Below are 20,402 nucleotides of genomic sequence, written 5' to 3'. Positions count from 1 at the left end.
TGGTAGTTGGACATACGTCCTGCCAGAGTAGGACGCTGCCAGGCAAATCGCAAGATCCAATCCCAGTGATTGGATCTTTTTTGTTTTTGTTTTTATTATTAAGAAAGCATATATGATGAATATGTTAGTATGAGGTATGATCTAAAAGACAAAGTAGATGATACATAAGGTGATTATATGGGATTAGTGGATAAATTGAACGCACTTAAGCGTGACGATGCGATATCGATGCATGTGCCGGGTCATAAGAACATGACAATTGGTAACCTGGATAAACTGGAATGGTCATATGATAAGACGGAAATAACGGGGCTGGATGATCTGCATTCACCGGATGGGGTCTTGCTCGAGTTGAATGACTTACTTTCTGAGAAACAGCCGGGCTATAACGCACAGGCTGTGGTCAATGGTACGACTACGGGGGTCTTATCAGCTGTACATGCGCTGAAAGGCGAGGTTGATAAATTCCTGATCGTCGGGGATGCTCATAAGTCCGTCTATCATGCGCTGGATCTCGCGGGCGTTACTTTTGAAAAAGTGGCTGTTAATGATCTGTTTGGGATGTCAGTGGATAATACTGCAGTGCTGATTACATATCCATCCTACAGTGGGCATGCACCTGCCCTCGATGAAGCAATTGAACGAGTGAAGGTTGCAGGAGACAGGATCGTTGTGGATGAGGCGCATGGTGCGCATTTCGGCATCACCGGAAGGTTTCCACGATCTGCCCTGAGCCATGGTGCGGACATCGTCATACAATCCTACCATAAGATGCTGCCGGCTTTGACCGGTGCGTCTGTTGTATTCACAAAAGAGGAGGCAATACATAAGAGGGTGATGAAGTATATCGACCATTTCGAAACTTCAAGCCCATCTTATCTGATACTTGCTTCCATAGAGCTGGCGCATCAATTTTACAACGATTTTGAAGATGAAGTTTTCTTCAAAAAGAGGTCTGAGCTGATTAAGAATTTGGAGCACCGGGGATTTTCAGTGACAAGAGCGGATGATCCGGCGAAGATTGTGCTCAATATTGAGGGTGTGTCCCCTTATTTACTTTTCGATGCATTGAACAGGAAAGGTGTTTATTCGGAAATGGTGACGGAGGAGGGAGTTCTCTGGTGTCTGCCATTGTTCCACGAGGGAGACAGCTATCCCCTTGAGTCATTGTCAGGACGCCTGGATGAACTTAATCTGGTGGAGGATGTGGGAAATGAAGGCCAGGAAGATTTGAACTTCCTGCTCGGCAGACCTGCCGTGCGTGCTGTCGTGCCTTATCCTCCGGGTGTCCCGCTCATTCATGAAGGTGAACGTTTCACGGAGGAAGTTATCAAATCTATAATACATAAAAAGTCTTATCATGTTAAAATAGAAGGTATAGAAGAAAATATCGCATATTATAAGGTTGATGACGCATGACATTATTTATTACGTTTGAAGGGCCGGAAGGTTCCGGGAAGACGACGATGATACAGATGCTCGCTGAAGCGCTTAAGGACACACATGAAATAGTGCTTACACGTGAACCCGGCGGGATTCCGATCAGCGAAAAAATCAGGGATATACTGCTTGCCAATGACACTGAAATGGATGCAAGGACCGAAGCCCTCCTGTTTGCAGCAGCAAGGCGGCAGCACCTGGTGGAGAAAGTCGTGCCGGCGCTGGAAGAAGGCAAGGTTGTCCTTTGTGACCGTTTCATCGACAGTTCGCTTGCTTATCAAGGGTATGCCAGGGGGCTCGGAGTTGAAGATATCATGCAGATCAACCGGTTTGCCATTGAAAACTGGATGCCGGATCTCACCATATATCTGCAGCTGCCACCTGAAACCGGACTTAAAAGGATACAGGACAACAACCGCACCAGTAATCGTCTGGATGCAGAAACACTGGCCTTCCATAAGGATGTCGTATCGGGTTATAATGAGTTATCTGAAAATTATCCGGAGCGCATCAAAGTCGTCGATGCCGACCGTGAAATTGAAGATGTATTCAAAGACACATACAATATAATCGGAAAATATTTAAATCATAGAGGTGACTGATCATGAAAATGGTAATAGCAATCGTACAAGATCATGATAGCCAGAGATTGACAGACCGCTTGACCAAAGCGAATTTCAGGAACACGAAACTTGCTTCAACAGGCGGCTTCCTGCGAGCGGGCAACACGACTTTCCTGTGCGGGGTCGATGATAACAGAGTGGGCGATCTGCTTAACCTGATAGATGACACTTGCGGCAACAGGGAGCAGACTGTCGCTCCTGTGACGCCTATGGGCGGGAATGCTGATTCCTACATCCCGTACCCGGTGGAAGTTGAAGTGGGCGGAGCAACGGTTTTCGTGTTGCCGATTGAGCAATTTGAAAGATTCTAAAGGTTCATCCATGGATATCAATCAAACGACAGAGGAGAACCTGTTGAACGCAATCCACAATAACCGCCTCAGCCACACTTATATGTTCGAAGGCGACACGCTGGAAACCCTGCGCAGATACAGCATGTTCTTTGCATTGAATATTTTTGGGGACACGGCCCGCAACCGGGCTTTATTGGAAGAGGGCAACCACCCTGATTTCTACTATTTGAGCACGGAGGAGACGACGATAAAAAAAGAAGAAGTCGCTCACCTGATGCATGCGATGAACAATAAACCCACGGAAACAGAATATAAAGTATATGTCATAGAAGCTTTTGAAAAGCTGACGCCCCAGGCTGAAAACAGTCTGCTTAAATTTTTGGAGGAACCGCCTGAAAAGACGATTGCCCTGCTTTTGACCATAGATAAGAGCAATATCCTCCCGACGATCCATTCGAGGGCCCAGCATGTCTTCATAAAAGGCGACTCTGCGGACCGTATGAAAGAGCTTGGGGATTTGTCGGAGGGCGATCTTCAGACGATAGATGTCCTGTCACTGAATGCCGCCCACATCAAGGAGTTGGGGGAGGATTTCAGCAGGCTGAGGAATGCGGCACTGGAATTCTCGGTGAAGTGGATCAACCGCCACCCTCTTGTGCTCCTCGATATCAAGCCGATGCTTGATATGTGCAGTGAGCGGAGGGATCATCTGCTGCTTCTGCAGCTGATAGACGGTGGTGTGAGGCAGGCAATGCATTCCAAATTGAATCTCGATATTTTCAAGCCTTACAAGGAAGAGTTGAAAGTGGATAAAATGATCAGTGTTAATCATCTGACCAAAATGCTGGAAGAAATAGAACAGGCCAACAAGATGATTCAGTTCAATGTACATCCAACGCTCGCATTTGAGGGAATGGTTATCAATTCGAAAGGTTGATGAAGTATGATAAAGCTCATGACTGCGACCCAATTAGATTACTTTAGTAATATTTATATAGATAGCAGCAAAGCATCTGTTGAAAGAGATGATTATATCATTGCCGAGACGAAACGCGGCATCGAACTGCTGCGTGTCGTGAAGGGCACATATGAAATTTCAAAAGAAAATATAGTTGAACCGGACGGTCAATTTGTAAGATTCGCTGAAGATGAGGATTTGAAGAAATATCATCAGAATGAATCGAAAGCGCGCGAAGCACTCAAATTCTGCAAGAAGTCAGTGGTAGAAGAAAAACTGGATATGAACATCGTGAGTGCAATGTATACGCTTGATCAGAAAAAGCTCATATTCAAATTCACAGCGGATGAGCGTGTGGATTTCAGGTCTCTTGTCAGGGTGCTTGCAACGCGTTTCAAGACGCGCATCGAACTCAGACAGGTCGGTGTACGTGACGAAGCCAAGTTTTTGGGTGGTGTCGGACCCTGCGGCCGTGCACACTGTTGTTCGACATTCCTCGGGGATTTCGTGCCGGTGAGCATACAGATGGCCAAAAATCAGGATCTGTCATTGTCACCGACCAAGATTTCCGGTGCCTGCGGCAGATTGATGTGCTGCCTGAACTATGAAGACCAGTATTATGAAGAATCCCGCACCAAGATGCCTGATGTCGGTGAAATGATCGATACGCCGAATGGTAAAGGCAAGGTCATCGGCATGAATATACTCGACCTGGTCGTCCAGGTCAGATATAAAGATGACTATATCCAGGAATACCACTATGATGAACTGGAAGAAACGGCTTCCGGCGGCGGTGTTTCATAATGAATCGTGAACAACTTTTTGACCATATCAGCAAGCTTGAAGCCGACCTCAGGAATATGCACGAAAATCTGGAGACACTTAAAGTTCATGCTGTAAATCTGGTCGAGGAGAATGTCAGCTTACAGATGGAAAAAGAGCACTATGAAACACTTGTGAACAATGCTGAGGAAAAAACGGATGCGTCGTTCAAACACAACACTTTAAAGAATTTATATGATGAAGGATTCCATATCTGCAATGTACATTTCGGTACACACAGGCACGGGGGAGAATGCCTCTTCTGCCAGGGGTTCTTAAATCAATAGATTGATCATAAGCGGCTGCAGCCGCTTTTCTTATGCCGGAACGAGGTGAATGAATTGTTGAAAGAGGATGAAAGGCTGGATGAACTCTACCGTGAAAACATGAAGATCATCCAGAGCAGATCGGTGTTTTCTTTTTCGGTGGATGCATTGCTGCTTGCGAATTTCACCAAAATAAACAGGCAGGATAGAAAAATTATGGATTTATGTTCAGGAAACGGTGTCGTCCCCATGCTGCTGTCGCACAGGACAGCACTGCCGATTGAGGCGGTCGAAATCCAGGAACAGCTTGTGGATATGGCGAAGCGCAGTTTCGAGCTGAATGATAAATCCGAACAGCTGACCATGTATAATATCGATATAAAAAATATAAAAGAGCACTTTAATCACTCCACCTATGATGTGATCACGGTGAATCCGCCGTATTTCACAAACAATCAGCCTTTGAAGGTGCTCGGTCCGCACAGCATCGCAAGACATGAGGTGATGATCGATCTGGAAGGTGTAGTCAAGGCCGCGCGCTACCTCATCAAAAACAAGGGCCGCCTGTACATGGTGCACCGGGCCGAGCGCAGTGCGGAAGTGACAGCATGCCTCATGAACAACGGTTTCAGGATCAAAACCCAGCAATACGTCTATAATGATCCGGGTTCCAAAAACGCAATGTTCGTCATCGTTGAGGCATTATTCCATTCACAGGCATATGTGGATGTCCTGCCGCCGTTTTACATCTATGAAGCGGAAGGCCGGTACTCCAAGGAGATGCTGGAGGTGTATTATGGGTAACTACTATGTATATATCGTGGAATGCAGCGACGGCACCTTCTACACCGGGTATGCAAGGGATGTGGCATCGCGCATCGAGAAGCACAATCTCGGTACAGGGGCCAAGTATACACGGAACAGGGGCCCGGTCAAATTAAAGTACAAGGAACCGTTCGACACGATAAGCAGTGCGCTCAAAAGGGAAATTCAAATAAAGAAATTGACGCGGAAAGAGAAAGTGAAGTTGATTGAAGGGGTGAAGACATGAATTTATATATCACGGGCACGCCACTCGGTAACCTGGATGATATGAGTGTGCGGGCTGTAAACACTTTAAAGGAAGTTGATGTCATCCTGTGTGAAGACACGAGACTGACAAAGAAGCTCACCAATCATTTCGAAATTGCGACACCGCTCCGTTCCTACCATGATTTCAATAAAGAGGAAGTCGAAGAAGGGATCATCGGGGAGATGAAAAACGGCAAAGTTTTTGCCCTGGTCAGTGATGCGGGCATGCCTGCGATTTCGGACCCTGGTTATGAACTGATCAGGAAAATGCAGGATGAAAGGCTCACATATGCAGTCATCCCAGCAGCCTCGGCGTTCACTCTGGCACTTGTTGCAAGCGGCATCCCTTCATTTGAATTCACGTTTTTCGGTTTCCTTCCGAAAACCGGAAGCAAAAAAAATGATAAGCTGAGGCAGATCATGCATCATCCACAGACGTCGGTGATATATGAATCGCCCCATAAGCTGAAGTCGACGGTCCGGGGTATAATGGAAATCGACGCGGATAGGGAAATCAGCATTTCAAGGGAGATTACAAAAAAGTTCGAACAGCACAGGCGGGGCACAGCCCAGGAGATTTTTCACGCGCTCGATGGTGACATCCCTTTGAAGGGAGAGTTTGTGATCGTCATCCGGGGATATGAGGAGGAAGCGGTCGTCAGTGATATCCCGATCAGGGACCATGTCAACCAGTTCATTGAACAGGGGATGAAGCCGACGAAGGCCATTAAGATGGTGGCGGACATCAAAGGCATGAAGAAGCAGGAAGTGTATGACATCTACAACGGATGATGCCGGGAAGAGAGCGAAAAAAAGCCGCCGAAATCAGTTGATTTCTGCGGGCATTCAATCAGTCTTTCGACATTTTATCTTCAATCTCTTTTATAAGCATTTTTGCGCCTTCTTCGCTTAAAATGATCCTGCCTTCAGCAAGTCTCATGTTTTTATCAGAGACATCACCCGTAATATCACAAGTCATGGATGGCTTATACTTTTTAAGGATGATGGTATCCTCATCCGTATAAATTTCCAAAGCATCTTTCACTTCAATATCCAGTATACGGCGTAATTCTATCGGGATGACGACGCGGCCAAGTTCATCGACTTTACGTACGATTCCGGTTGACTTCATTTCGAGCTCCTCCTTACTATGTTTCCTACAAGATTCTGGGATGTTAGGATATATTAAGACTCTATTGTATGCTATAAATTATTAAGAAAATATAAAACAATTTTTTATAGTATGAAAATCGATAGGTCTTAAGATACACATGATTATAGCATAAAAGGATTCGGGGTTGCCAACAATTATACTGCAACAATTGAAAATTAATTCAAAATTAGATATATTTAACTAATGAACATATAGGAGGCAGAGGCATGGAAAAACCGACATTTTATATAACAACACCGATATATTATCCAAGTGGACGATTACATATCGGCAACGCTTATACCACGATCGCGAGTGATGTGATGGCAAGGTATAAGCGCATGCGGGGATATGACGTTTATTATCTGACAGGGTCGGATGAACACGGCCAGAAAATAGAGAAGAAAGCCCAGAAGATGGGTGTATCGCCTCAAAAATATGTCGATGACATGGTTGCAGATATGAAGACATTATGGACACAGCTTGAAATCACACATGATCAGTTCATCCGCACGACGGATGCTTCACATAAAAAGGCCGTTCAGCAGATATTTGAACGTCTGCTTGAACAGGGCGACATCTACCTGGGTGAATATGAAGGCTGGTATTCCGTGGAAGATGAGGAGTTCTTCACGGAAACACAATTGGCTGAAGTATACAGGGACGACGAGGGTAACATGATTGGCGGCGTTGCACCGAGCGGCCATGAAGTGGAGCTCGTGAAGGAGGAGAGCTACTTCTTCAGAATGAGCAAGTATGCAGACCGTCTTGTCCAGTACTATGAGGACAATCCGGAATTCATCCAGCCCGCTTCACGCAAGAATGAGATGCTGAACAACTTCATCAAGCCGGGGCTTGAGGACCTTGCGGTTTCCAGGACGACGTTCGACTGGGGCATCCCGGTGAAATCCAATCCGGAACACGTGGTCTATGTATGGATCGATGCACTGACGAACTATATAACGGCCCTTGGTTACGGTTCGGATGATGAAACTTTATTTCATAAATACTGGCCTGCCGACGTCCAGATGATCGGCAAGGAAATCGTCAGATTCCATGCGATCTACTGGCCGGTGATGCTGATGGCGCTTGATCTGCCTTTGCCGAAGAAATTGATGGGCCACGGCTGGCTGCTGATGAAGGACGGCAAGATGTCCAAATCCAAAGGGAATGTCATCTATCCGGGGACTTTGGCCGAGAGATACGGTTTGGATGCACTGCGTTACTACCTGATGAGGGAAGTGCCATTCGGTTCGGACGGTGTGTTCACACCGGAGTCATTCGTGGACCGCACGAACTATGACCTCGCCAATGACCTGGGCAACCTCGTCAACCGGACGCTGTCAATGATCAACAAGTACTTCGACGGAGAGCTGCCTGAATATAAGGGGCAGATGAATGAATTCGATGAAGGGCTTGAAAATACAGTCAGGGAGAACATCCAGGCTTATGAAGATGCCATGGAAGCACTCGAGTTCAACAAAGCGCTGAGGGCAACATGGACGATCATCAGCCGGACGAATAAGTACATCGATGAAACGACACCGTGGGTGCTTGCAAAAGATGAAAGCAAAAAGGAAGAACTCGGCAACGTGATGGTACACCTTGCTGAAAACATCCGTATTGCGGCGATCCTCCTCAAACCATATCTGCCCCACGGTCCGAAAGAGATATTCAGACAGTTGAACATGGTGGATGCAACGCTTGAGGAATACGATTCAATCATGACATACGGCGCCATCAAAGTGGACGGCAGAGTGATTGAAAAACCGCAGCCGATCTACCCGCGCCTCGATGTTGAAAGTGAAGTTGAACATATAAAGAGTTCAATGAAACCGCCCGCTCAGGAAGAGGAAGAGGCGCAGGAAGACCTCACCTCCGGGCGCATCACAATCGATGATTTTGATAAGGTGGAGATGAAGGCAGGTACGATCATCAATGCTGAAGGTGTGAAGAAGGCGGATAAACTGCTGAAGATCCAGGTGGATCTCGGTGAAGAGAAGCGCCAGATCGTTTCCGGAATCAGGGAACAATATGAACCTGAAGACATCATAGGCAAGAAAGTGCTCGTCGTCACGAACCTCAAGCCGGTGAAACTGCGTGGTGAATTGTCGGAAGGCATGATACTCACTGCTGAAAAAGGTTCGCGTCTGACATTGATCAGCGTGCCTGACGGCGTGGAAAACGGCAGTATCGTAAAATAGGGAGTGGAATCTTTTGCTGATTGATACACATGTGCATTTGAATGCAGATCATTACGATGAAGATCTGGATGAAGTGATGGACCGGGCGAGGGAAGCGGGCGTTGAAAAGATGGTCGTCGTCGGTTTCGACCGTAAAACAATAGAACGTACGATGCAGCTGATCGATGACCACGAAGATGTATACGGGGTCATCGGCTGGCACCCGGTGGACGCAGTGGACTGCACCGATGCCGACCTTGAATGGATAGAAGAATTGGCGGAACATGAGAAGATCGTCGGGATCGGTGAGACAGGCCTCGACTATCATTGGGACAAGTCACCGAAAGATGTTCAAAAGGACATTTTCAGACGCCAGATTGCCCTGGCAAAAAGGGTCAATCTGCCGATCATCATCCATAACAGGGAGTCGACGGAGGATTGTGTGGAGATTCTGAAAGGGGAGGATGCACACGAAGCAGGGGGCATCATGCATGCGTTCAGTGCGGATGAAAAAACGGCCGATGAAGTGCTCGATATGAACTTTTATATCTCACTCGGCGGCCCCGTCACCTTCAAAAATGCACAGCTGCCAAAAGATATCGCGCAGCATGTGCCGTTGGACAAACTCCTCGTTGAAACGGATGCCCCGTTTTTGACACCCCACCCCTACAGGGGGAAGCGCAATGAACCTGCCTATGTAAAGCTTGTGGCGGAAAAGATTGCAGAATTAAGAGGGATATCATACGAAGCGCTTGCAGAAGCGACGACCGAAAATGCCGAAAGGCTGTTTAACTTCAAATGATCAAGCCGGGAGCTCCCGGCTTTTTTCATAAGGAAGCAGATGCACGGAGCGTCTTATATCAGGAGACTCCCCAAAGGAGATAACATATGGAAAAACCAGTGATACGTGAAGTGATCATAGTCGAAGGCCGGGATGATACGAGAAGGCTGAAAGAGGCATTGATATGTGAAACGATCGAGACGAACGGTTCCGCCATCAATGAAAGAACGATGCAGGAGATTGAAGTGGCGTTGAATACACGGGGTGCCATCATTTTAACCGACCCGGATTTTCCCGGCCATAAAATAAGGACTGAGATCCTGAAGCGGTTCCCTCATATCAAAGAGGCTTTCATATCCCGTCAGAAAGCAAAAGGCAGGCACGGAATCGGTGTGGAACATGCATCGATTGAGGATATACGCAGTTCACTTAAAAATGTGCTGGTTAATCATGAGATAGATGAAGAGACGATTTCAAACGAAGATATGCAGCGGTGGGGCCTGAGTGGAAGGGTGGATTCGAAAGCGCGGCGTGAACATTTGACTGCCAGACTGAATATCGGATATGCCAATGCAAAGCAGCTCAAGAATAAATTGAACAGGTATCGTATTGATAAAGAAGAAATCAACTCGATCCTTTTGGAGTTGAAGAAGGATGAATGATATGAAAGATATCGCAACTGCATCAAGGACAAAAGAGATATTGAACAAATACGGCTTCACATTCAAGAAAAGCCTTGGCCAGAACTTCCTGATCGATGCGAACGTCATCCACAAAGTTCTGGACAAGGCGGCCGTGGACCGGGAGACCGCCGTGATTGAAGTCGGTCCGGGCATCGGCTCGCTCACCGAACAGATCGCGAAAAGGGCGGGGAGAGTCATTGCATATGAGATTGATCAAAGATTGATTCCTGTGCTGAATGATACGCTTGCCCCGTATTCCAACGTCAAAGTCATCAATGAAGATATCCTGAAAGCGGATATCGGCGCAATGATCGAAGAAGAACTCAGTGATTTCAAGGAGATTGTAGTCATTGCAAACCTGCCTTACTATATCACCACACCGATCTTAATGAATTTCCTGATGCAGAAACTGCCGATCGACCGCTATTATGTGATGATGCAAAAAGAGGTCGGCGAACGCATCAGCGCGGAACCGAACACGAAAGCCTACGGCTCGCTTACAATCGCCATCGATTATTATACCGAGGCAAAAATTGTGCAGAATGTCCCGAAAGCGGTGTTCATGCCTGCGCCGAATGTGGATTCCATCATCGTTGAAATGAAAGCCCGTCAATCGCCGAAAGTGGCCGTGGACGATGAAGACACCTTTTTCAGGCTCACAAAAGGTGCTTTCATTCAGCGCAGGAAGACGATTCTGAATAATTATCTGTCTTTATTTGAAGATGGCAAAAAATTCAAATCGGAAATCGGCGACCTGCTGAATGCTGCAGGAATAGACCCTGTGCGCAGGGGAGAGAGTCTTTCAATCGAAGATTTTGGCGCCATCTATCATAAATTAAAGGAATTTCCAAATCTAAAGTTCGAAAAAGTACAATAATTACAACAATTTTTTGACAAAGTTATGTAAACTTGCTATAATGAAAGCAGTGAGGTGGGCCAAATGCCAAAATCTTTAGTCGACATCAAAAAGATTCTTGATTGTCAATTAGGTAATCGCGTAATACTTCGTGCCAACGGAGGCCGTAAGAAGTTAATAGAAAGACATGGTATTCTCAGAGAAACATATCCTTCTGTTTTCGTGGTGGAACTTGACCAAGAAGAACATAACTTTGAAAGAGTGTCATATACATACACTGATGTATTGACATCGAATGTTGAAATGACTTTCGTCAACGAGCAGAGTGAAGCATTTGTAATCCAATAAGAACGGGACGGCTGGCGCAGAATCAGCCGACATAATATAGGGTGTAAAATCTGATGATGGGATTTTACACCCTATTTTTATTTCCTTCAATTCCTACTAAAATGATAAACAATATATTAGAAATTAAATGGCGACATAAGTATACTGTAATTAACAAAGTTTGGAGTGTGACGAATGGAAAATGGAAATCCGCATGTAATGCCGGAAATTGATCGCTCAAAAGGGATGGAAATCGGTCTTTATTCCCTTGGGGAACATATGCCGAACCCGCATACCGGAGAACGCATCCCGGCGAGCCGGCGTCTGAAGGAAATCGTTGAAGCGGCGAAGATGGCGGAGGATGCCGGACTGGACCTGTTCCAGGTGGGGGAGTCCCATCAGGAGCATTTTGTATCCCAGGCCCATCTGGTGCTGCTGTCTGCAATCGCCCAGGCAACGAGTAAAATAAAAATAGCTTCAGGTTCGACCATCATCAGCACGTCGGATCCAGTGAGGGTATTCGAAGACGCCTCCACAATCGACCTGCTGTCGGACGGGCGGATGGAAGTCGTGGCCGGCAGGGCATCGAGGGTCGGCCTTTATGAACTGCTCGGCTACAACCTGAATGATTATGAGGCGCTTTTTGAGGAGAAGTTTGAATTGCTCCTGCAGATCAATGAAAACGAGACCGTGAACTGGCAGGGGGAATTCCGTGCACCGCTGAATAATGCACAAGTCATCCCAAGGCCGGAAAACGAAGCTGCCGGGCTGCCGATATGGCGGGCCGTCGGCGGTTCGCTCGCATCCGCACAGAAAGCGGGGAGGCTTGGCGTACCGATGTATCAGGCGCATCTCGGCGGATCAGCCGAGGCCTTCAAGTCGCGAATCGACCTCTACAGACAGACGGCTTTCGAAAACGGGTTCAATCCCGATGACCTTCCTGTGGCCACGGCAGGCTTCCTGTATATCAGGGAAAATATGATGGATGCCTACAGGGAATATTACCCGCATATCAATGAGGGGATGAAACTTTCAAACGGTCAGGGCTTCCCGAAGGAAGCGTTCGCCCAGGGCCAGGATGTCAAAAGCGTCCTCAATGTAGGCTCGCCTGAACATATCGTGGAAAAGATATTGTATCAACATGAAATGTTCAACCACGACCGCTACATTGGACAGATTGATTTCGGCGGCGTCTCCATTGATGATATAAAAAGGACAATCGACCTACTCGGCGAGAAAGTGGTGCCGGAAGTGAAGAAACATACTAAGAGGACTAAAGGAGAATAGGGTTATGAATATATTGGTTTTGTCAGGTTCAAACGCAGGCAGCAAGACACGGATTGCGACGACACTGTTAAAGGAGAAGCTGCAGAGGCAGTACAGCGGAGAGAATATAGACTACATCAACCTTCAGGACGTCACCCTTCCATTCAGTGACGGCAGGAATTATATGGATTACGGCGGGGATGCGACTGAAGTGTTGACGAAAATCATGGAAGCTGATGTACTTTTCATCGGCAGCCCGATTTTCCAGGCGTCCATGCCGGCGCCATTGAAGAACGTCTTCGATCTCCTTCCTCAGAATGCACTTGAGGATAAGACGGTGAGCATGCTGATCACGGCCGGCTCCGACAAACACTTTTTGATTCCGGAGTATAACTATAAGCCGGTACTCAGCTACTTGAAGGCGAACATCGTCCCCAGGTATGTCTTCATACTGGATACGAACTTCCAGGACGGAAAACTCCAGGGAGATGACGTGGATATGCGCCTGGACAGGCTGATCGATGATACGATGGTCCTGTCACGCACGTATCAGGATATCCGGGCTGAAAAAGATGCTCAATTCGGTTTTTAACCAAAATAAAACCTGCATGAATTTTTCATGCAGGTTTCTTTATATCTTACATATTGAATTCTGATTAACGGATTGTCTTAAGTGCTTTTGCCCAATTCACAACATCCGTGACGACTGCTTCCATAGTTGGATTGTGCACTTCTGCCGGCTTGAAAGTACTCATGTTTTCAAAGTCTGTGAAGAGGCTGAATGCACCCTGAGGTGTGACGATTGCGAGCTTCAAGTTTGCCAAAGTGCTGCGCAGTGCCATTGATGCAGCGATTCCGAGCGTGGAGCCGTAAGATACGATTCCAGCTGATTTGTTGTTCCACTCTGAAGCGATGTAGTCGATATGGTCTTTCAGTGAAGAGGAGATGTTTTTATTGTATTCAGGCGTGACGAAGATGAAACCGTCCAATGAATCGATCTTCTCGGACCACGCATCAATTTTTTCATTTGAGTACTCTTTGTTCGCCATAGCCGGCGGCAGTTTTTCGTTGAAGCGGTCAAGGCCGTATTCCTTGATGTCAACGACTTCAAATTCTGCGTCAGTATTCTGCTTCTCAGCAAAATCCTTAACCCATTCTGCGACCTGCGTGCTGACGCGTCCTTCGCGTGTGCTTCCTACTATAATACCAATTTTAGTCATAGTCTTTCCTCCGGATAACATATATTTATTTAATTACATAATGTAACTAACTATATATTTATATTACAATATGTTTTTACAGAATGGAAGGAAAAAAGTCTCGAAATCTAAATGAATACGTTTTCATAAAGATTTGTGGTTCTTCGTGCCGGGTTTTTATATAATTGAGAAGGAAAGGCGTGAAGTATATGAAGATAAACGTCAGTGAACTCACAGGGGAAGCGGCCGGCGGACAGATCTCATTTGAACCCGGTACGGTAAAAGCGATCCAGATGCCTTTTGAGTATTTGAGCCGCCTGGAAGAAGCGGTCGATCCAAGACAGATCAATATCGTAAGAGCCAATATCCCGGTGTATAAGCGTCTCAGCATAAAAGATCATATTTCATTCTACAATAAGTGGTACAGCCGGGGATTCGACGTCACTGATCTGATGAAACAGTTCAAATTGGAGGATGAGGGTAAGACAAAGCTCGGCAGGGCAAGTGCCGAATTGAATCAGCGGCTCAGTTTCATACTCGGGCTGATGTGCCGGCAGGAGCATATATTATTCATTGAACCTTTCTTCCAGGCGACCAGGGAAAACATCCATCTGTTCCATAAATTGAAAGCCCAGCTTGGTGATCAGGACAAGAGCATAGTCGTTGCAGTGACGAAAACGGAGGATGCATTCCTCGTCCAGCCTGAAATCATGCGGCTGACCCGGGACGGTCTCCAAAGCGTCGAAACTGAGGAGGATGAAAAAACATCCGGGACGGATCATATAAGCAAAATCAGAGTGAAGGCGGAAGATAAGACTTTATTTGTGAATATCCGGGACATAGAATACATTGAAAGCAATGAAGGGAAAGTCTTCATCAATATTTCCCGGGAAAAGTTCGCAATGGAGTCGACTCTGCAGGATGCCGAGAAGTCACTGGGCGATCACGGCTTTTACAGATGCCACCGCTCATACATCGTGAACCTCCATAAAGTGAAGGAAATCATCACATGGTCCAAAAACACATATTCCGTCGTGATCAGCAATCCTGAAGAATCCAAAATCCCCCTGTCCCGTACAAAGTACAATGAAATTCAGGACAGGCTCATCAAACTGTGAAGGTGTTGGAAATGAGGTCGAAATCATGAGGCATAAAATAATGGCGGTATTCATGATGAACGCCAAAGAAATCATAGTGAACATGTCCATGCTGACGAGCCTGCTCCTGCCGGTCGTCATGGCATTGATGTTCCAGAGGATGGAAACGGCCGGGGCAGCGATGCCGTTCATCGTCGTCAATGTCATCATCGGGGTCACCTTTGCATCTGCGCTGGCTGCCATATTGATGGGGCTGGTGGCGGAGGAGAATGAGCATGGAACAATGGCGCATCTGATCGTCGACAGGCAGAGTATGGCCGCCAATTTTCTGGGCAAGGCGCTGCTGCTCTTTCCGGTCACTTTCATCATCCTTGGCGGCAATCTGCTCATGCTTGGCTATACGAACATGATGAGCTTCACCGTTTTTCCGGCACTGGTGCTCATATGGCTGTTCTTCTACTTCATCTCTGCAACGTTCGGCATGCTCTCCAATTCAGTGGCGGCGACGTCATTATTCATAATGATTCTGCTTTTCGTATTCGCCATGTCGCCGTACATAGATTTTCTGATCGAGGACAGGTCCAATATTATCAGGCAGTTCTTTGAGCTGACGCCTGTCTATCAAATCAGGCACATTGAAGATGGATTTTTGGCGGGCCCTTATATCAGTCTGATTGCCTGGGTGGTCTTCAGTTTCATTTTCTTCATTACGCTTTTCAACAGGAAGGCGAAATCGCTGTAACAGCCCGGTCCGGGTCGGTACACTTCACCGTTATTGAGTACAGTTCAGCATACCGTCCTCAGTATTTACGGGTATTCAGCTACAACCGGCCAATAAATGACTACAACTCACCGTGATGATATCGCGGTGTTTTTATTTTGCATGTAATCTTGAATCAAGGACAAACCAAGCGAAAAACGGAGGGATACAGATGATACATGTAACGGACCTGAAAAAGACATTCGGCAACGAACATGCATTGAAAGGCATAGATTTTGAAGTGGGGAAAGGCGAGGTGTTCGGACTTCTTGGCCCGAGCGGATCGGGAAAGACGACGACGATCAAACTTTTGACCGGTGAGTTCAGACCGGACGGCGGTGATATTGAAGTGAACGGTACAGGGAGCAGGCATTTTGGCAGAACTTCATATGTAAGGAACTTAGGCATACTGTCGGATAAAAGTGCCTTATATGAAAGGCTGACGGTCAGGGACAACCTCGAACTTTTCAGGAAACTGTATGGTGCGCCTAAACAGGTTGTGGATGAAGTTTTGGATAAGGTGGGTCTTGCCGATGAAAAGGACAAGAGGGTTTCAAAGCTCTCCAAAGGGATGAAGCAGCGGGTGCTACTGTGCAAAGCAGTGCTGCATAAACCGGATGTGATGTTCCTGGATGAGCCGACGAGTGCACTCGATCCGACGACGACCGAAAAGATCCATGAAATGCTTGAAGATTTGAAGGGTGAGGGCACGACGATCATGCTGACGACACATAATATGGATGAAGCGACGAGATTGTGTGACCGGGTGGCATTCCTGCATGAAGGTGTGATCAAGGAAACCGGTGCTCCGGAAGTGTTGCGCCACAAGTATAAAAGGAATGAAGTGCACCTGACTTATGAAGACGGCGGTGTCCGTACAGTCGGGCGGGATGAGGAGAACAGCGGCCTTTTGAGAGCAGCGCTGTTCGACGAGAGTGTCATCGATATTCGCACGGATTTCCCGACATTAGGTGAAGTGTTTAAAAAAGTGACTGGAAAGGAGCTTGTCTAATATGAATATTACAAGAGTGATGGCGATATTTGAAAAGGATTATAAGGAATTCATGAGGAACATGATGCTGTTCACTTCAGTGCTGATACCGATGGTGCTCGCGGCATTCTTCGGCAGGATGGATCCGGAGGCAGGGGCTCTGCCAAGTGAACTGGTGATCATCATCGTCGGGGTCGTCTTCACGTCGGTGACGTTCAGCGGAATGATGACGATGATGGCGGAAGAGAATGAAAAAGATACGCTCAGGGGGCTGCTGCAGTCACCGGCCTCGATTCTTGATCTCATAGCGGGGAAAAGTCTTGTGATCATTTTAATGACTGTCATCTCACTGGCCGCATCCATTTTCCTGATCGAGTCGGACGGTTTCTGGAGTCTTGAAAATATCGCGGGGCTCATGCTCCTCGGCATATTCTTCCTGAACCTCGGCATCGGCATCGGGCTGCTTGTCAAGAGTGTGGCGACGACATCCGTATACCTGATACCGATCATGTTCCTGTTCGGCTTCACCCCGTATATCGAATTTCTGGTCACGGAGGAAGACCATATCGCAAGGCAGATTGCAGAATACTTCCCGCTGTATCAGAACTTGTATATTTACAATGGCGATGGCGGTGCAGCAGAGTTTCTGATCCTTCTCGCCTGGGTGGCTGCGAGTCTTAGCATTGTCCTGTGGGCGTTCAAGAGGAGGAAGTCAGATGGTTGATGGGACATTCGATTAAGTCGGACTCAAGCTTCAGAGATAATCGAATTCAGTTCGAAAATTCGATTAAGTTGGCCTCAAGCTTCGAAGATAATCGAATCCGGGGAGATGGACAAAGTATGAAGGGCATCCAGCAAGGTTCAGCTGCCTCCCGGGCGGCTGGGCCTTTTATTTTGATGGATTTTTCATATGCATCTTTGATCTGTGTTAAAATAGACAAAAATATCAGGACAAATGGAGACAGTATTATGCATTATGAAACAGCTCCGGCTAAAATCAACTTAACTTTGGATACTCTTTTTAAACGTGAGGACAATTATCATGAAGTGAGCATGGTGATGACGACGGTGGATCTGAATGATCAATTGTCCTTCGAGAAGCGCAGCGATGACAAAATAATCATAGAGACCGAAAATCAGTATGTGCCGAATGACAGGAAGAATCTGGCTTACCAGGCTGCGGCCTTGATGATGGAAACATACAATATCAAAACAGGTGTGAACATCGTCATCGATAAGAACATACCGATCGCGGCGGGGCTCGCGGGCGGCTCAAGTGATGCGGCTGCGACTTTCAGGGGAATGAATAAACTCTACGGCCTGGAGCGGCCGCTTGATGAGCTTGCGGACCTCAGTGCGCAGCTGGGCTCGGACATTCCTTTTTGCGTCTACGGCCGCACAGCGCTCTGCACGGGCAGGGGGGAAGAGGTGAAACTCCTGCCTAAACCGACGAATGCATGGGTGATACTCGCAAAGCCCTCAATCGGCGTCTCGACCAAGACGATCTATTCGCATCTGGAGCCCGGGAAACATGAGCCGGCATCCGGAAAAGTGGTCGAAGCGGCACTGGCGGGGGATTATGACGGCGTGATCCGCCATATGAAAAACGATCTGGAAGAAGTGACGGTCAGGCATTATCCAGAAGTGAAGAAGCTGATCCAGAATATGGAGGCTTCAGGTGCAGACAAGGCGATGATGAGCGGCAGCGGGCCGACGGTGTTCGGTCTTGTTCAGAAAGAAAGGCAGGCCATCCATGTTTATAATTCAATGCGGGGGTGCTGTAACGAAGTTTACCGGGTGAGATTGCTCGGATAATTGCCTAAAGGCGAACATTTATGATAACATCTTACTTAATAATACGGAATTGGAGAGTTATCATGAAATATAAACGCAGTGAGCGTCTGGTGTTTATGACGCAGTATTTAGCCACCCACCCAAACCGCCTCATCCCGCTGACATTTTTTGTGGATCAGTTCAATCAGGCGAAGTCTTCGATCAGTGAGGATATCCGGATCATCAAACATGTGTTTGAAGAGGACGGCATCGGCACCATCAGGACGACTGCAGGCGCCGGCGGCGGCATCACATTCCATCCGGAGATCAGCAGGGCACGTGCAGCGGACATCGTCACGAGCTTCAAGGAAGTCCTCGAGAAAAGCGACCGGCTGCTGCCGGGGGGATACCTGTACATGTCGGACATCATGGGCAATCCGTCGCTGATGGATTCCATAGGTGAGCTGATCGCGACGATGTATAAGAATGAACAGATTGATGCGGTCGTGACCATCGCGACAAAAGGCATTTCGCTTGCGAATGCAGTGGCAAGGAAGCTGAATGCGCCGGTTGCGATCATCCGAAAGGACAATAAAGTGACCGAGGGCTCCACCGTATCCGTGAACTATGTATCGGGTTCGACACGCAAGATAGAGACGATGGTGCTCTCCAAACGCACATTGCAGGAAGGCTCAAGCGTCCTCGTCGTGGATGATTTCCTCCGCGCGGGCGGGTCCATTTCAGGTGTGATGAATCTGATGGAGGAATTCAATGCACGGGTCGTCGGCGTCAGTGTGCTGGTGGAGGCGAAGGAAGTGGCGAACAGAAGGTTCAGGGACTATACATCACTGCTCAAAGTTTCCAAAATCGATGAGTATAACCAGTCCTTTGTAGTAGAAGAAGGCAACTGTTTGGAGTATATTGATAATAACAACTAAAAGGAGTGTTATGAATGCAACCGATCAATGCAGATAAAGCCCCGGAGGCTCTGGGGCCGTACAGTCACGGCGTGAAGACCGGCAACCTCTTCTTCTCATCAGGCCAGATCCCCCTCACTAAGGAAGGCGAGATCATTTCCGAAGATGTCAAGGAGCAGACCGATCAGGTGATGAAGAACGTCGGGCATGTGCTTGAAGCGGCAGGCTTGAGTTTTGAAGACGTGGTCAAGACGACGATCTTCATCGCCGACATGAACGATTTCCCGCACATCAATGAGGTTTACGGATCTTACTTTCAGGGTAAATTACCAGCAAGGTCATGTGTGGAAGTCAGTCGTCTACCTAAGGATGTTCAGGTAGAAATCGAAGTTGTTGCATCGATAGAATGACACATTAGGCAATAACTGAATTGATCATTATTGGACTGCAGCAGTAACACATTTGATCCAACAATATCAACGTATTGGGGGAACGGATATGCAAATTACAGATGTTAGGCTGCGTAAAGTTAATAATCAAGATACAAGAATGAAGGCGTTGGTTTCAATCACGTTTGATGATGCGTTCGTCATCCATGATTTAAGGGTGATCGAAGGCAATAACGGACTTTTCGTGGCCATGCCGAGCAAGCGGACACCGGACGGTGAATTCAGGGACATTGCCCACCCGATCCATTCGGATATGAGGCAGCATGTGCAGGAAGAAATCATGAGGGTCTATGATGAAACCGAAGACGTACCGGAGACACCTAAGACGGATGAAGACGGCAGTACCGGAGAAGAAGCGGCAGAGGAAATGGAAGAAGAATCAACTGTCATGGAAGACGAAGATGATGAAGAAAAGAACGTTTAAAATTCCAAAATGAGCATGAAATCTGGATTCAGGTTTTATGCTCATTTTTTATTTGCTTTGCAGGAAAGAG

At 47.2% G+C, this 20,402-nt stretch carries 26 protein-coding genes; 24 read left to right on the top strand and 2 right to left on the bottom strand.

The window, feature by feature from the left end; translation table 11 throughout:
• Positions 1 to 177: 177 nt before the first annotated feature.
• From LPW40_RS10015 to rsmI, 9 genes are read left to right on the top strand one after another with little or no spacing between them, the layout of a single operon-like run.
• Positions 178 to 1,419, top strand: a complete 1,242-nt coding sequence (locus LPW40_RS10015; protein WP_230822106.1) for an Orn/Lys/Arg family decarboxylase — start codon at positions 178 to 180, stop codon at positions 1,417 to 1,419.
• Positions 1,416 to 2,042, top strand: coding sequence for a dTMP kinase (gene tmk / locus LPW40_RS10010; protein WP_230822105.1), 627 nt, complete (start codon positions 1,416 to 1,418; stop codon positions 2,040 to 2,042). Before LPW40_RS10015 ends, tmk begins: the two co-directional genes overlap by 4 nt.
• A 2-nt stretch (positions 2,043 to 2,044) precedes the next feature.
• Positions 2,045 to 2,374 (top strand): cyclic-di-AMP receptor, encoded by a 330-nt coding sequence (locus tag LPW40_RS10005; RefSeq protein WP_230822104.1) that lies wholly within the window; start codon positions 2,045 to 2,047, stop codon positions 2,372 to 2,374.
• A gap of 10 nt (positions 2,375 to 2,384) precedes the next feature.
• On the top strand, positions 2,385 to 3,293 hold the full coding sequence (locus LPW40_RS10000; protein ID WP_230822103.1) for a hypothetical protein: 909 nt from the start codon (positions 2,385 to 2,387) through the stop codon (positions 3,291 to 3,293).
• Between the two features lie 6 nt (positions 3,294 to 3,299).
• Complete coding sequence (locus LPW40_RS09995) at positions 3,300 to 4,118, top strand: PSP1 domain-containing protein (protein WP_230822102.1); 819 nt, start codon at positions 3,300 to 3,302, stop codon at positions 4,116 to 4,118.
• Positions 4,118 to 4,423 (top strand): initiation-control protein YabA, encoded by a 306-nt coding sequence (locus LPW40_RS09990; RefSeq protein WP_230822101.1) that lies wholly within the window; start codon positions 4,118 to 4,120, stop codon positions 4,421 to 4,423. Before LPW40_RS09995 ends, LPW40_RS09990 begins: the two co-directional genes overlap by 1 nt.
• A 45-nt stretch (positions 4,424 to 4,468) precedes the next feature.
• Entirely contained in the window at positions 4,469 to 5,206 is a 738-nt protein-coding gene (locus tag LPW40_RS09985; RefSeq protein WP_230822100.1) for a tRNA1(Val) (adenine(37)-N6)-methyltransferase, read from the top strand.
• Positions 5,199 to 5,453 carry a GIY-YIG nuclease family protein gene (locus LPW40_RS09980; RefSeq protein WP_230822099.1) on the top strand — a complete coding sequence of 85 codons (255 nt, stop codon included), beginning with the start codon at positions 5,199 to 5,201 and terminating at the stop codon, positions 5,451 to 5,453. The genes LPW40_RS09985 and LPW40_RS09980 overlap by 8 nt, the downstream gene beginning before the upstream one ends.
• Positions 5,450 to 6,265, top strand: a complete 816-nt coding sequence (gene rsmI / locus LPW40_RS09975; RefSeq protein WP_230822098.1) for a 16S rRNA (cytidine(1402)-2'-O)-methyltransferase — start codon at positions 5,450 to 5,452, stop codon at positions 6,263 to 6,265. Before LPW40_RS09980 ends, rsmI begins: the two co-directional genes overlap by 4 nt.
• 58 nt (positions 6,266 to 6,323) lie before the next feature.
• Here the strand turns inward: rsmI and LPW40_RS09970 are convergent, their stop codons facing one another.
• Entirely contained in the window at positions 6,324 to 6,605 is a 282-nt protein-coding gene (locus LPW40_RS09970; RefSeq protein WP_230822097.1) for an AbrB/MazE/SpoVT family DNA-binding domain-containing protein, read from the bottom strand.
• A 248-nt stretch (positions 6,606 to 6,853) separates the two neighbouring features.
• Between LPW40_RS09970 and metG the strand changes: the two genes are divergently transcribed.
• The 7 genes from metG (at position 6,854) to LPW40_RS09935 (ending at position 13,314) form a co-directional block, all read left to right on the top strand.
• Positions 6,854 to 8,830 carry a methionine--tRNA ligase gene (metG, locus tag LPW40_RS09965; protein ID WP_230822096.1) on the top strand — a complete coding sequence of 659 codons (1,977 nt, stop codon included), beginning with the start codon at positions 6,854 to 6,856 and terminating at the stop codon, positions 8,828 to 8,830.
• A gap of 13 nt (positions 8,831 to 8,843) precedes the next feature.
• Positions 8,844 to 9,611, top strand: coding sequence for a TatD family hydrolase (locus LPW40_RS09960; protein WP_230822095.1), 768 nt, complete (start codon positions 8,844 to 8,846; stop codon positions 9,609 to 9,611).
• 86 nt (positions 9,612 to 9,697) lie between these two features.
• On the top strand, positions 9,698 to 10,252 hold the full coding sequence (gene rnmV / locus LPW40_RS09955) for a ribonuclease M5 (RefSeq protein ID WP_230822094.1): 555 nt from the start codon (positions 9,698 to 9,700) through the stop codon (positions 10,250 to 10,252).
• Complete coding sequence (rsmA, locus tag LPW40_RS09950) at positions 10,245 to 11,150, top strand: 16S rRNA (adenine(1518)-N(6)/adenine(1519)-N(6))-dimethyltransferase RsmA (protein ID WP_330166189.1); 906 nt, start codon at positions 10,245 to 10,247, stop codon at positions 11,148 to 11,150. The genes rnmV and rsmA overlap by 8 nt, the downstream gene beginning before the upstream one ends.
• A 63-nt stretch (positions 11,151 to 11,213) precedes the next feature.
• A complete protein-coding gene (gene veg / locus LPW40_RS09945) occupies positions 11,214 to 11,477 on the top strand; it encodes a biofilm formation stimulator Veg (RefSeq protein WP_072710841.1) in 264 nt (87 codons plus the stop codon).
• 174 nt (positions 11,478 to 11,651) lie between these two features.
• On the top strand, positions 11,652 to 12,743 hold the full coding sequence (locus LPW40_RS09940; protein ID WP_413776005.1) for an LLM class flavin-dependent oxidoreductase: 1,092 nt from the start codon (positions 11,652 to 11,654) through the stop codon (positions 12,741 to 12,743).
• A gap of 4 nt (positions 12,744 to 12,747) precedes the next feature.
• Positions 12,748 to 13,314, top strand: coding sequence for an NADPH-dependent FMN reductase (locus LPW40_RS09935; protein ID WP_230822093.1), 567 nt, complete (start codon positions 12,748 to 12,750; stop codon positions 13,312 to 13,314).
• A gap of 64 nt (positions 13,315 to 13,378) precedes the next feature.
• Here the strand turns inward: LPW40_RS09935 and LPW40_RS09930 are convergent, their stop codons facing one another.
• Entirely contained in the window at positions 13,379 to 13,942 is a 564-nt protein-coding gene (locus tag LPW40_RS09930) for an NADPH-dependent FMN reductase (RefSeq protein ID WP_097041524.1), read from the bottom strand.
• A 188-nt stretch (positions 13,943 to 14,130) separates the two neighbouring features.
• Here LPW40_RS09930 and LPW40_RS09925 point away from each other — a divergent pair, with 188 nt between their 5' ends.
• The 8 genes from LPW40_RS09925 to spoVG all read left to right on the top strand — a co-directional run bounded on the left by LPW40_RS09925 (position 14,131) and on the right by spoVG (position 20,332).
• The gene (locus LPW40_RS09925; protein ID WP_230822092.1) at positions 14,131 to 15,039 is read left to right on the top strand and encodes a LytTR family transcriptional regulator DNA-binding domain-containing protein; all 909 of its coding nucleotides are present in this window, start codon (positions 14,131 to 14,133) and stop codon (positions 15,037 to 15,039) included.
• Between the two features lie 25 nt (positions 15,040 to 15,064).
• Positions 15,065 to 15,760, top strand: a complete 696-nt coding sequence (locus tag LPW40_RS09920; RefSeq protein WP_230822091.1) for a hypothetical protein — start codon at positions 15,065 to 15,067, stop codon at positions 15,758 to 15,760.
• A 190-nt stretch (positions 15,761 to 15,950) separates the two neighbouring features.
• Entirely contained in the window at positions 15,951 to 16,790 is an 840-nt protein-coding gene (locus LPW40_RS09915; protein ID WP_230822090.1) for an ABC transporter ATP-binding protein, read from the top strand.
• Between the two features lies 1 nt (position 16,791).
• Positions 16,792 to 17,493: an ABC transporter permease gene (locus LPW40_RS09910; protein WP_230822089.1), complete on the top strand. Its 702-nt coding sequence runs from the start codon at positions 16,792 to 16,794 to the stop codon at positions 17,491 to 17,493.
• Between the two features lie 245 nt (positions 17,494 to 17,738).
• Positions 17,739 to 18,584, top strand: coding sequence for a 4-(cytidine 5'-diphospho)-2-C-methyl-D-erythritol kinase (ispE, locus tag LPW40_RS09905; protein ID WP_230822088.1), 846 nt, complete (start codon positions 17,739 to 17,741; stop codon positions 18,582 to 18,584).
• A gap of 62 nt (positions 18,585 to 18,646) precedes the next feature.
• Positions 18,647 to 19,480: a pur operon repressor gene (gene purR, locus LPW40_RS09900; protein ID WP_230822087.1), complete on the top strand. Its 834-nt coding sequence runs from the start codon at positions 18,647 to 18,649 to the stop codon at positions 19,478 to 19,480.
• Between the two features lie 14 nt (positions 19,481 to 19,494).
• Entirely contained in the window at positions 19,495 to 19,869 is a 375-nt protein-coding gene (locus LPW40_RS09895) for a RidA family protein (protein WP_230822086.1), read from the top strand.
• 88 nt (positions 19,870 to 19,957) lie between these two features.
• On the top strand, positions 19,958 to 20,332 hold the full coding sequence (spoVG, locus tag LPW40_RS09890) for a septation regulator SpoVG (protein ID WP_230822085.1): 375 nt from the start codon (positions 19,958 to 19,960) through the stop codon (positions 20,330 to 20,332).
• The last annotated feature ends 70 nt before the right edge of the window (positions 20,333 to 20,402 follow it).

Source organism: Salinicoccus halitifaciens (assembly GCF_021026095.1).
In the GTDB taxonomy this organism is placed as follows: domain Bacteria; phylum Bacillota; class Bacilli; order Staphylococcales; family Salinicoccaceae; genus Lacicoccus; species Lacicoccus halitifaciens.
Note: the sequence above shows the minus strand (reverse complement) of the source record. Positions and strands in the feature narration are given on the sequence as shown.

Excerpts from the sequence above, each read along its gene's own strand:
- LPW40_RS10015 (WP_230822106.1), top strand. The coding sequence starts at position 178 with ATGGGATTAGTGGATAAATTGAACGCACTTAAGCGTGACGATGCGATA.
- tmk (WP_230822105.1), top strand. The coding sequence starts at position 1,416 with ATGACATTATTTATTACGTTTGAAGGGCCGGAAGGTTCCGGGAAGACG.
- LPW40_RS10005 (WP_230822104.1), top strand. The coding sequence starts at position 2,045 with ATGAAAATGGTAATAGCAATCGTACAAGATCATGATAGCCAGAGATTG.
- LPW40_RS10000 (WP_230822103.1), top strand. The coding sequence starts at position 2,385 with ATGGATATCAATCAAACGACAGAGGAGAACCTGTTGAACGCAATCCAC.
- LPW40_RS09995 (WP_230822102.1), top strand. The coding sequence starts at position 3,300 with ATGATAAAGCTCATGACTGCGACCCAATTAGATTACTTTAGTAATATT.
- LPW40_RS09990 (WP_230822101.1), top strand. The coding sequence starts at position 4,118 with ATGAATCGTGAACAACTTTTTGACCATATCAGCAAGCTTGAAGCCGAC.
- LPW40_RS09980 (WP_230822099.1), top strand. The coding sequence starts at position 5,199 with ATGGGTAACTACTATGTATATATCGTGGAATGCAGCGACGGCACCTTC.
- rsmI (WP_230822098.1), top strand. The coding sequence starts at position 5,450 with ATGAATTTATATATCACGGGCACGCCACTCGGTAACCTGGATGATATG.
- LPW40_RS09970 (WP_230822097.1), bottom strand. The coding sequence starts at position 6,605 with ATGAAGTCAACCGGAATCGTACGTAAAGTCGATGAACTTGGCCGCGTC.
- metG (WP_230822096.1), top strand. The coding sequence starts at position 6,854 with ATGGAAAAACCGACATTTTATATAACAACACCGATATATTATCCAAGT.
- rnmV (WP_230822094.1), top strand. The coding sequence starts at position 9,698 with ATGGAAAAACCAGTGATACGTGAAGTGATCATAGTCGAAGGCCGGGAT.
- rsmA (WP_330166189.1), top strand. The coding sequence starts at position 10,245 with ATGAATGATATGAAAGATATCGCAACTGCATCAAGGACAAAAGAGATA.
- veg (WP_072710841.1), top strand. The coding sequence starts at position 11,214 with ATGCCAAAATCTTTAGTCGACATCAAAAAGATTCTTGATTGTCAATTA.
- LPW40_RS09940 (WP_413776005.1), top strand. The coding sequence starts at position 11,652 with ATGGAAAATGGAAATCCGCATGTAATGCCGGAAATTGATCGCTCAAAA.
- LPW40_RS09935 (WP_230822093.1), top strand. The coding sequence starts at position 12,748 with ATGAATATATTGGTTTTGTCAGGTTCAAACGCAGGCAGCAAGACACGG.
- LPW40_RS09930 (WP_097041524.1), bottom strand. The coding sequence starts at position 13,942 with ATGACTAAAATTGGTATTATAGTAGGAAGCACACGCGAAGGACGCGTC.
- LPW40_RS09925 (WP_230822092.1), top strand. The coding sequence starts at position 14,131 with ATGAAGATAAACGTCAGTGAACTCACAGGGGAAGCGGCCGGCGGACAG.
- LPW40_RS09920 (WP_230822091.1), top strand. The coding sequence starts at position 15,065 with ATGAGGCATAAAATAATGGCGGTATTCATGATGAACGCCAAAGAAATC.
- LPW40_RS09915 (WP_230822090.1), top strand. The coding sequence starts at position 15,951 with ATGATACATGTAACGGACCTGAAAAAGACATTCGGCAACGAACATGCA.
- LPW40_RS09910 (WP_230822089.1), top strand. The coding sequence starts at position 16,792 with ATGAATATTACAAGAGTGATGGCGATATTTGAAAAGGATTATAAGGAA.
- ispE (WP_230822088.1), top strand. The coding sequence starts at position 17,739 with ATGCATTATGAAACAGCTCCGGCTAAAATCAACTTAACTTTGGATACT.
- purR (WP_230822087.1), top strand. The coding sequence starts at position 18,647 with ATGAAATATAAACGCAGTGAGCGTCTGGTGTTTATGACGCAGTATTTA.
- LPW40_RS09895 (WP_230822086.1), top strand. The coding sequence starts at position 19,495 with ATGCAACCGATCAATGCAGATAAAGCCCCGGAGGCTCTGGGGCCGTAC.
- spoVG (WP_230822085.1), top strand. The coding sequence starts at position 19,958 with ATGCAAATTACAGATGTTAGGCTGCGTAAAGTTAATAATCAAGATACA.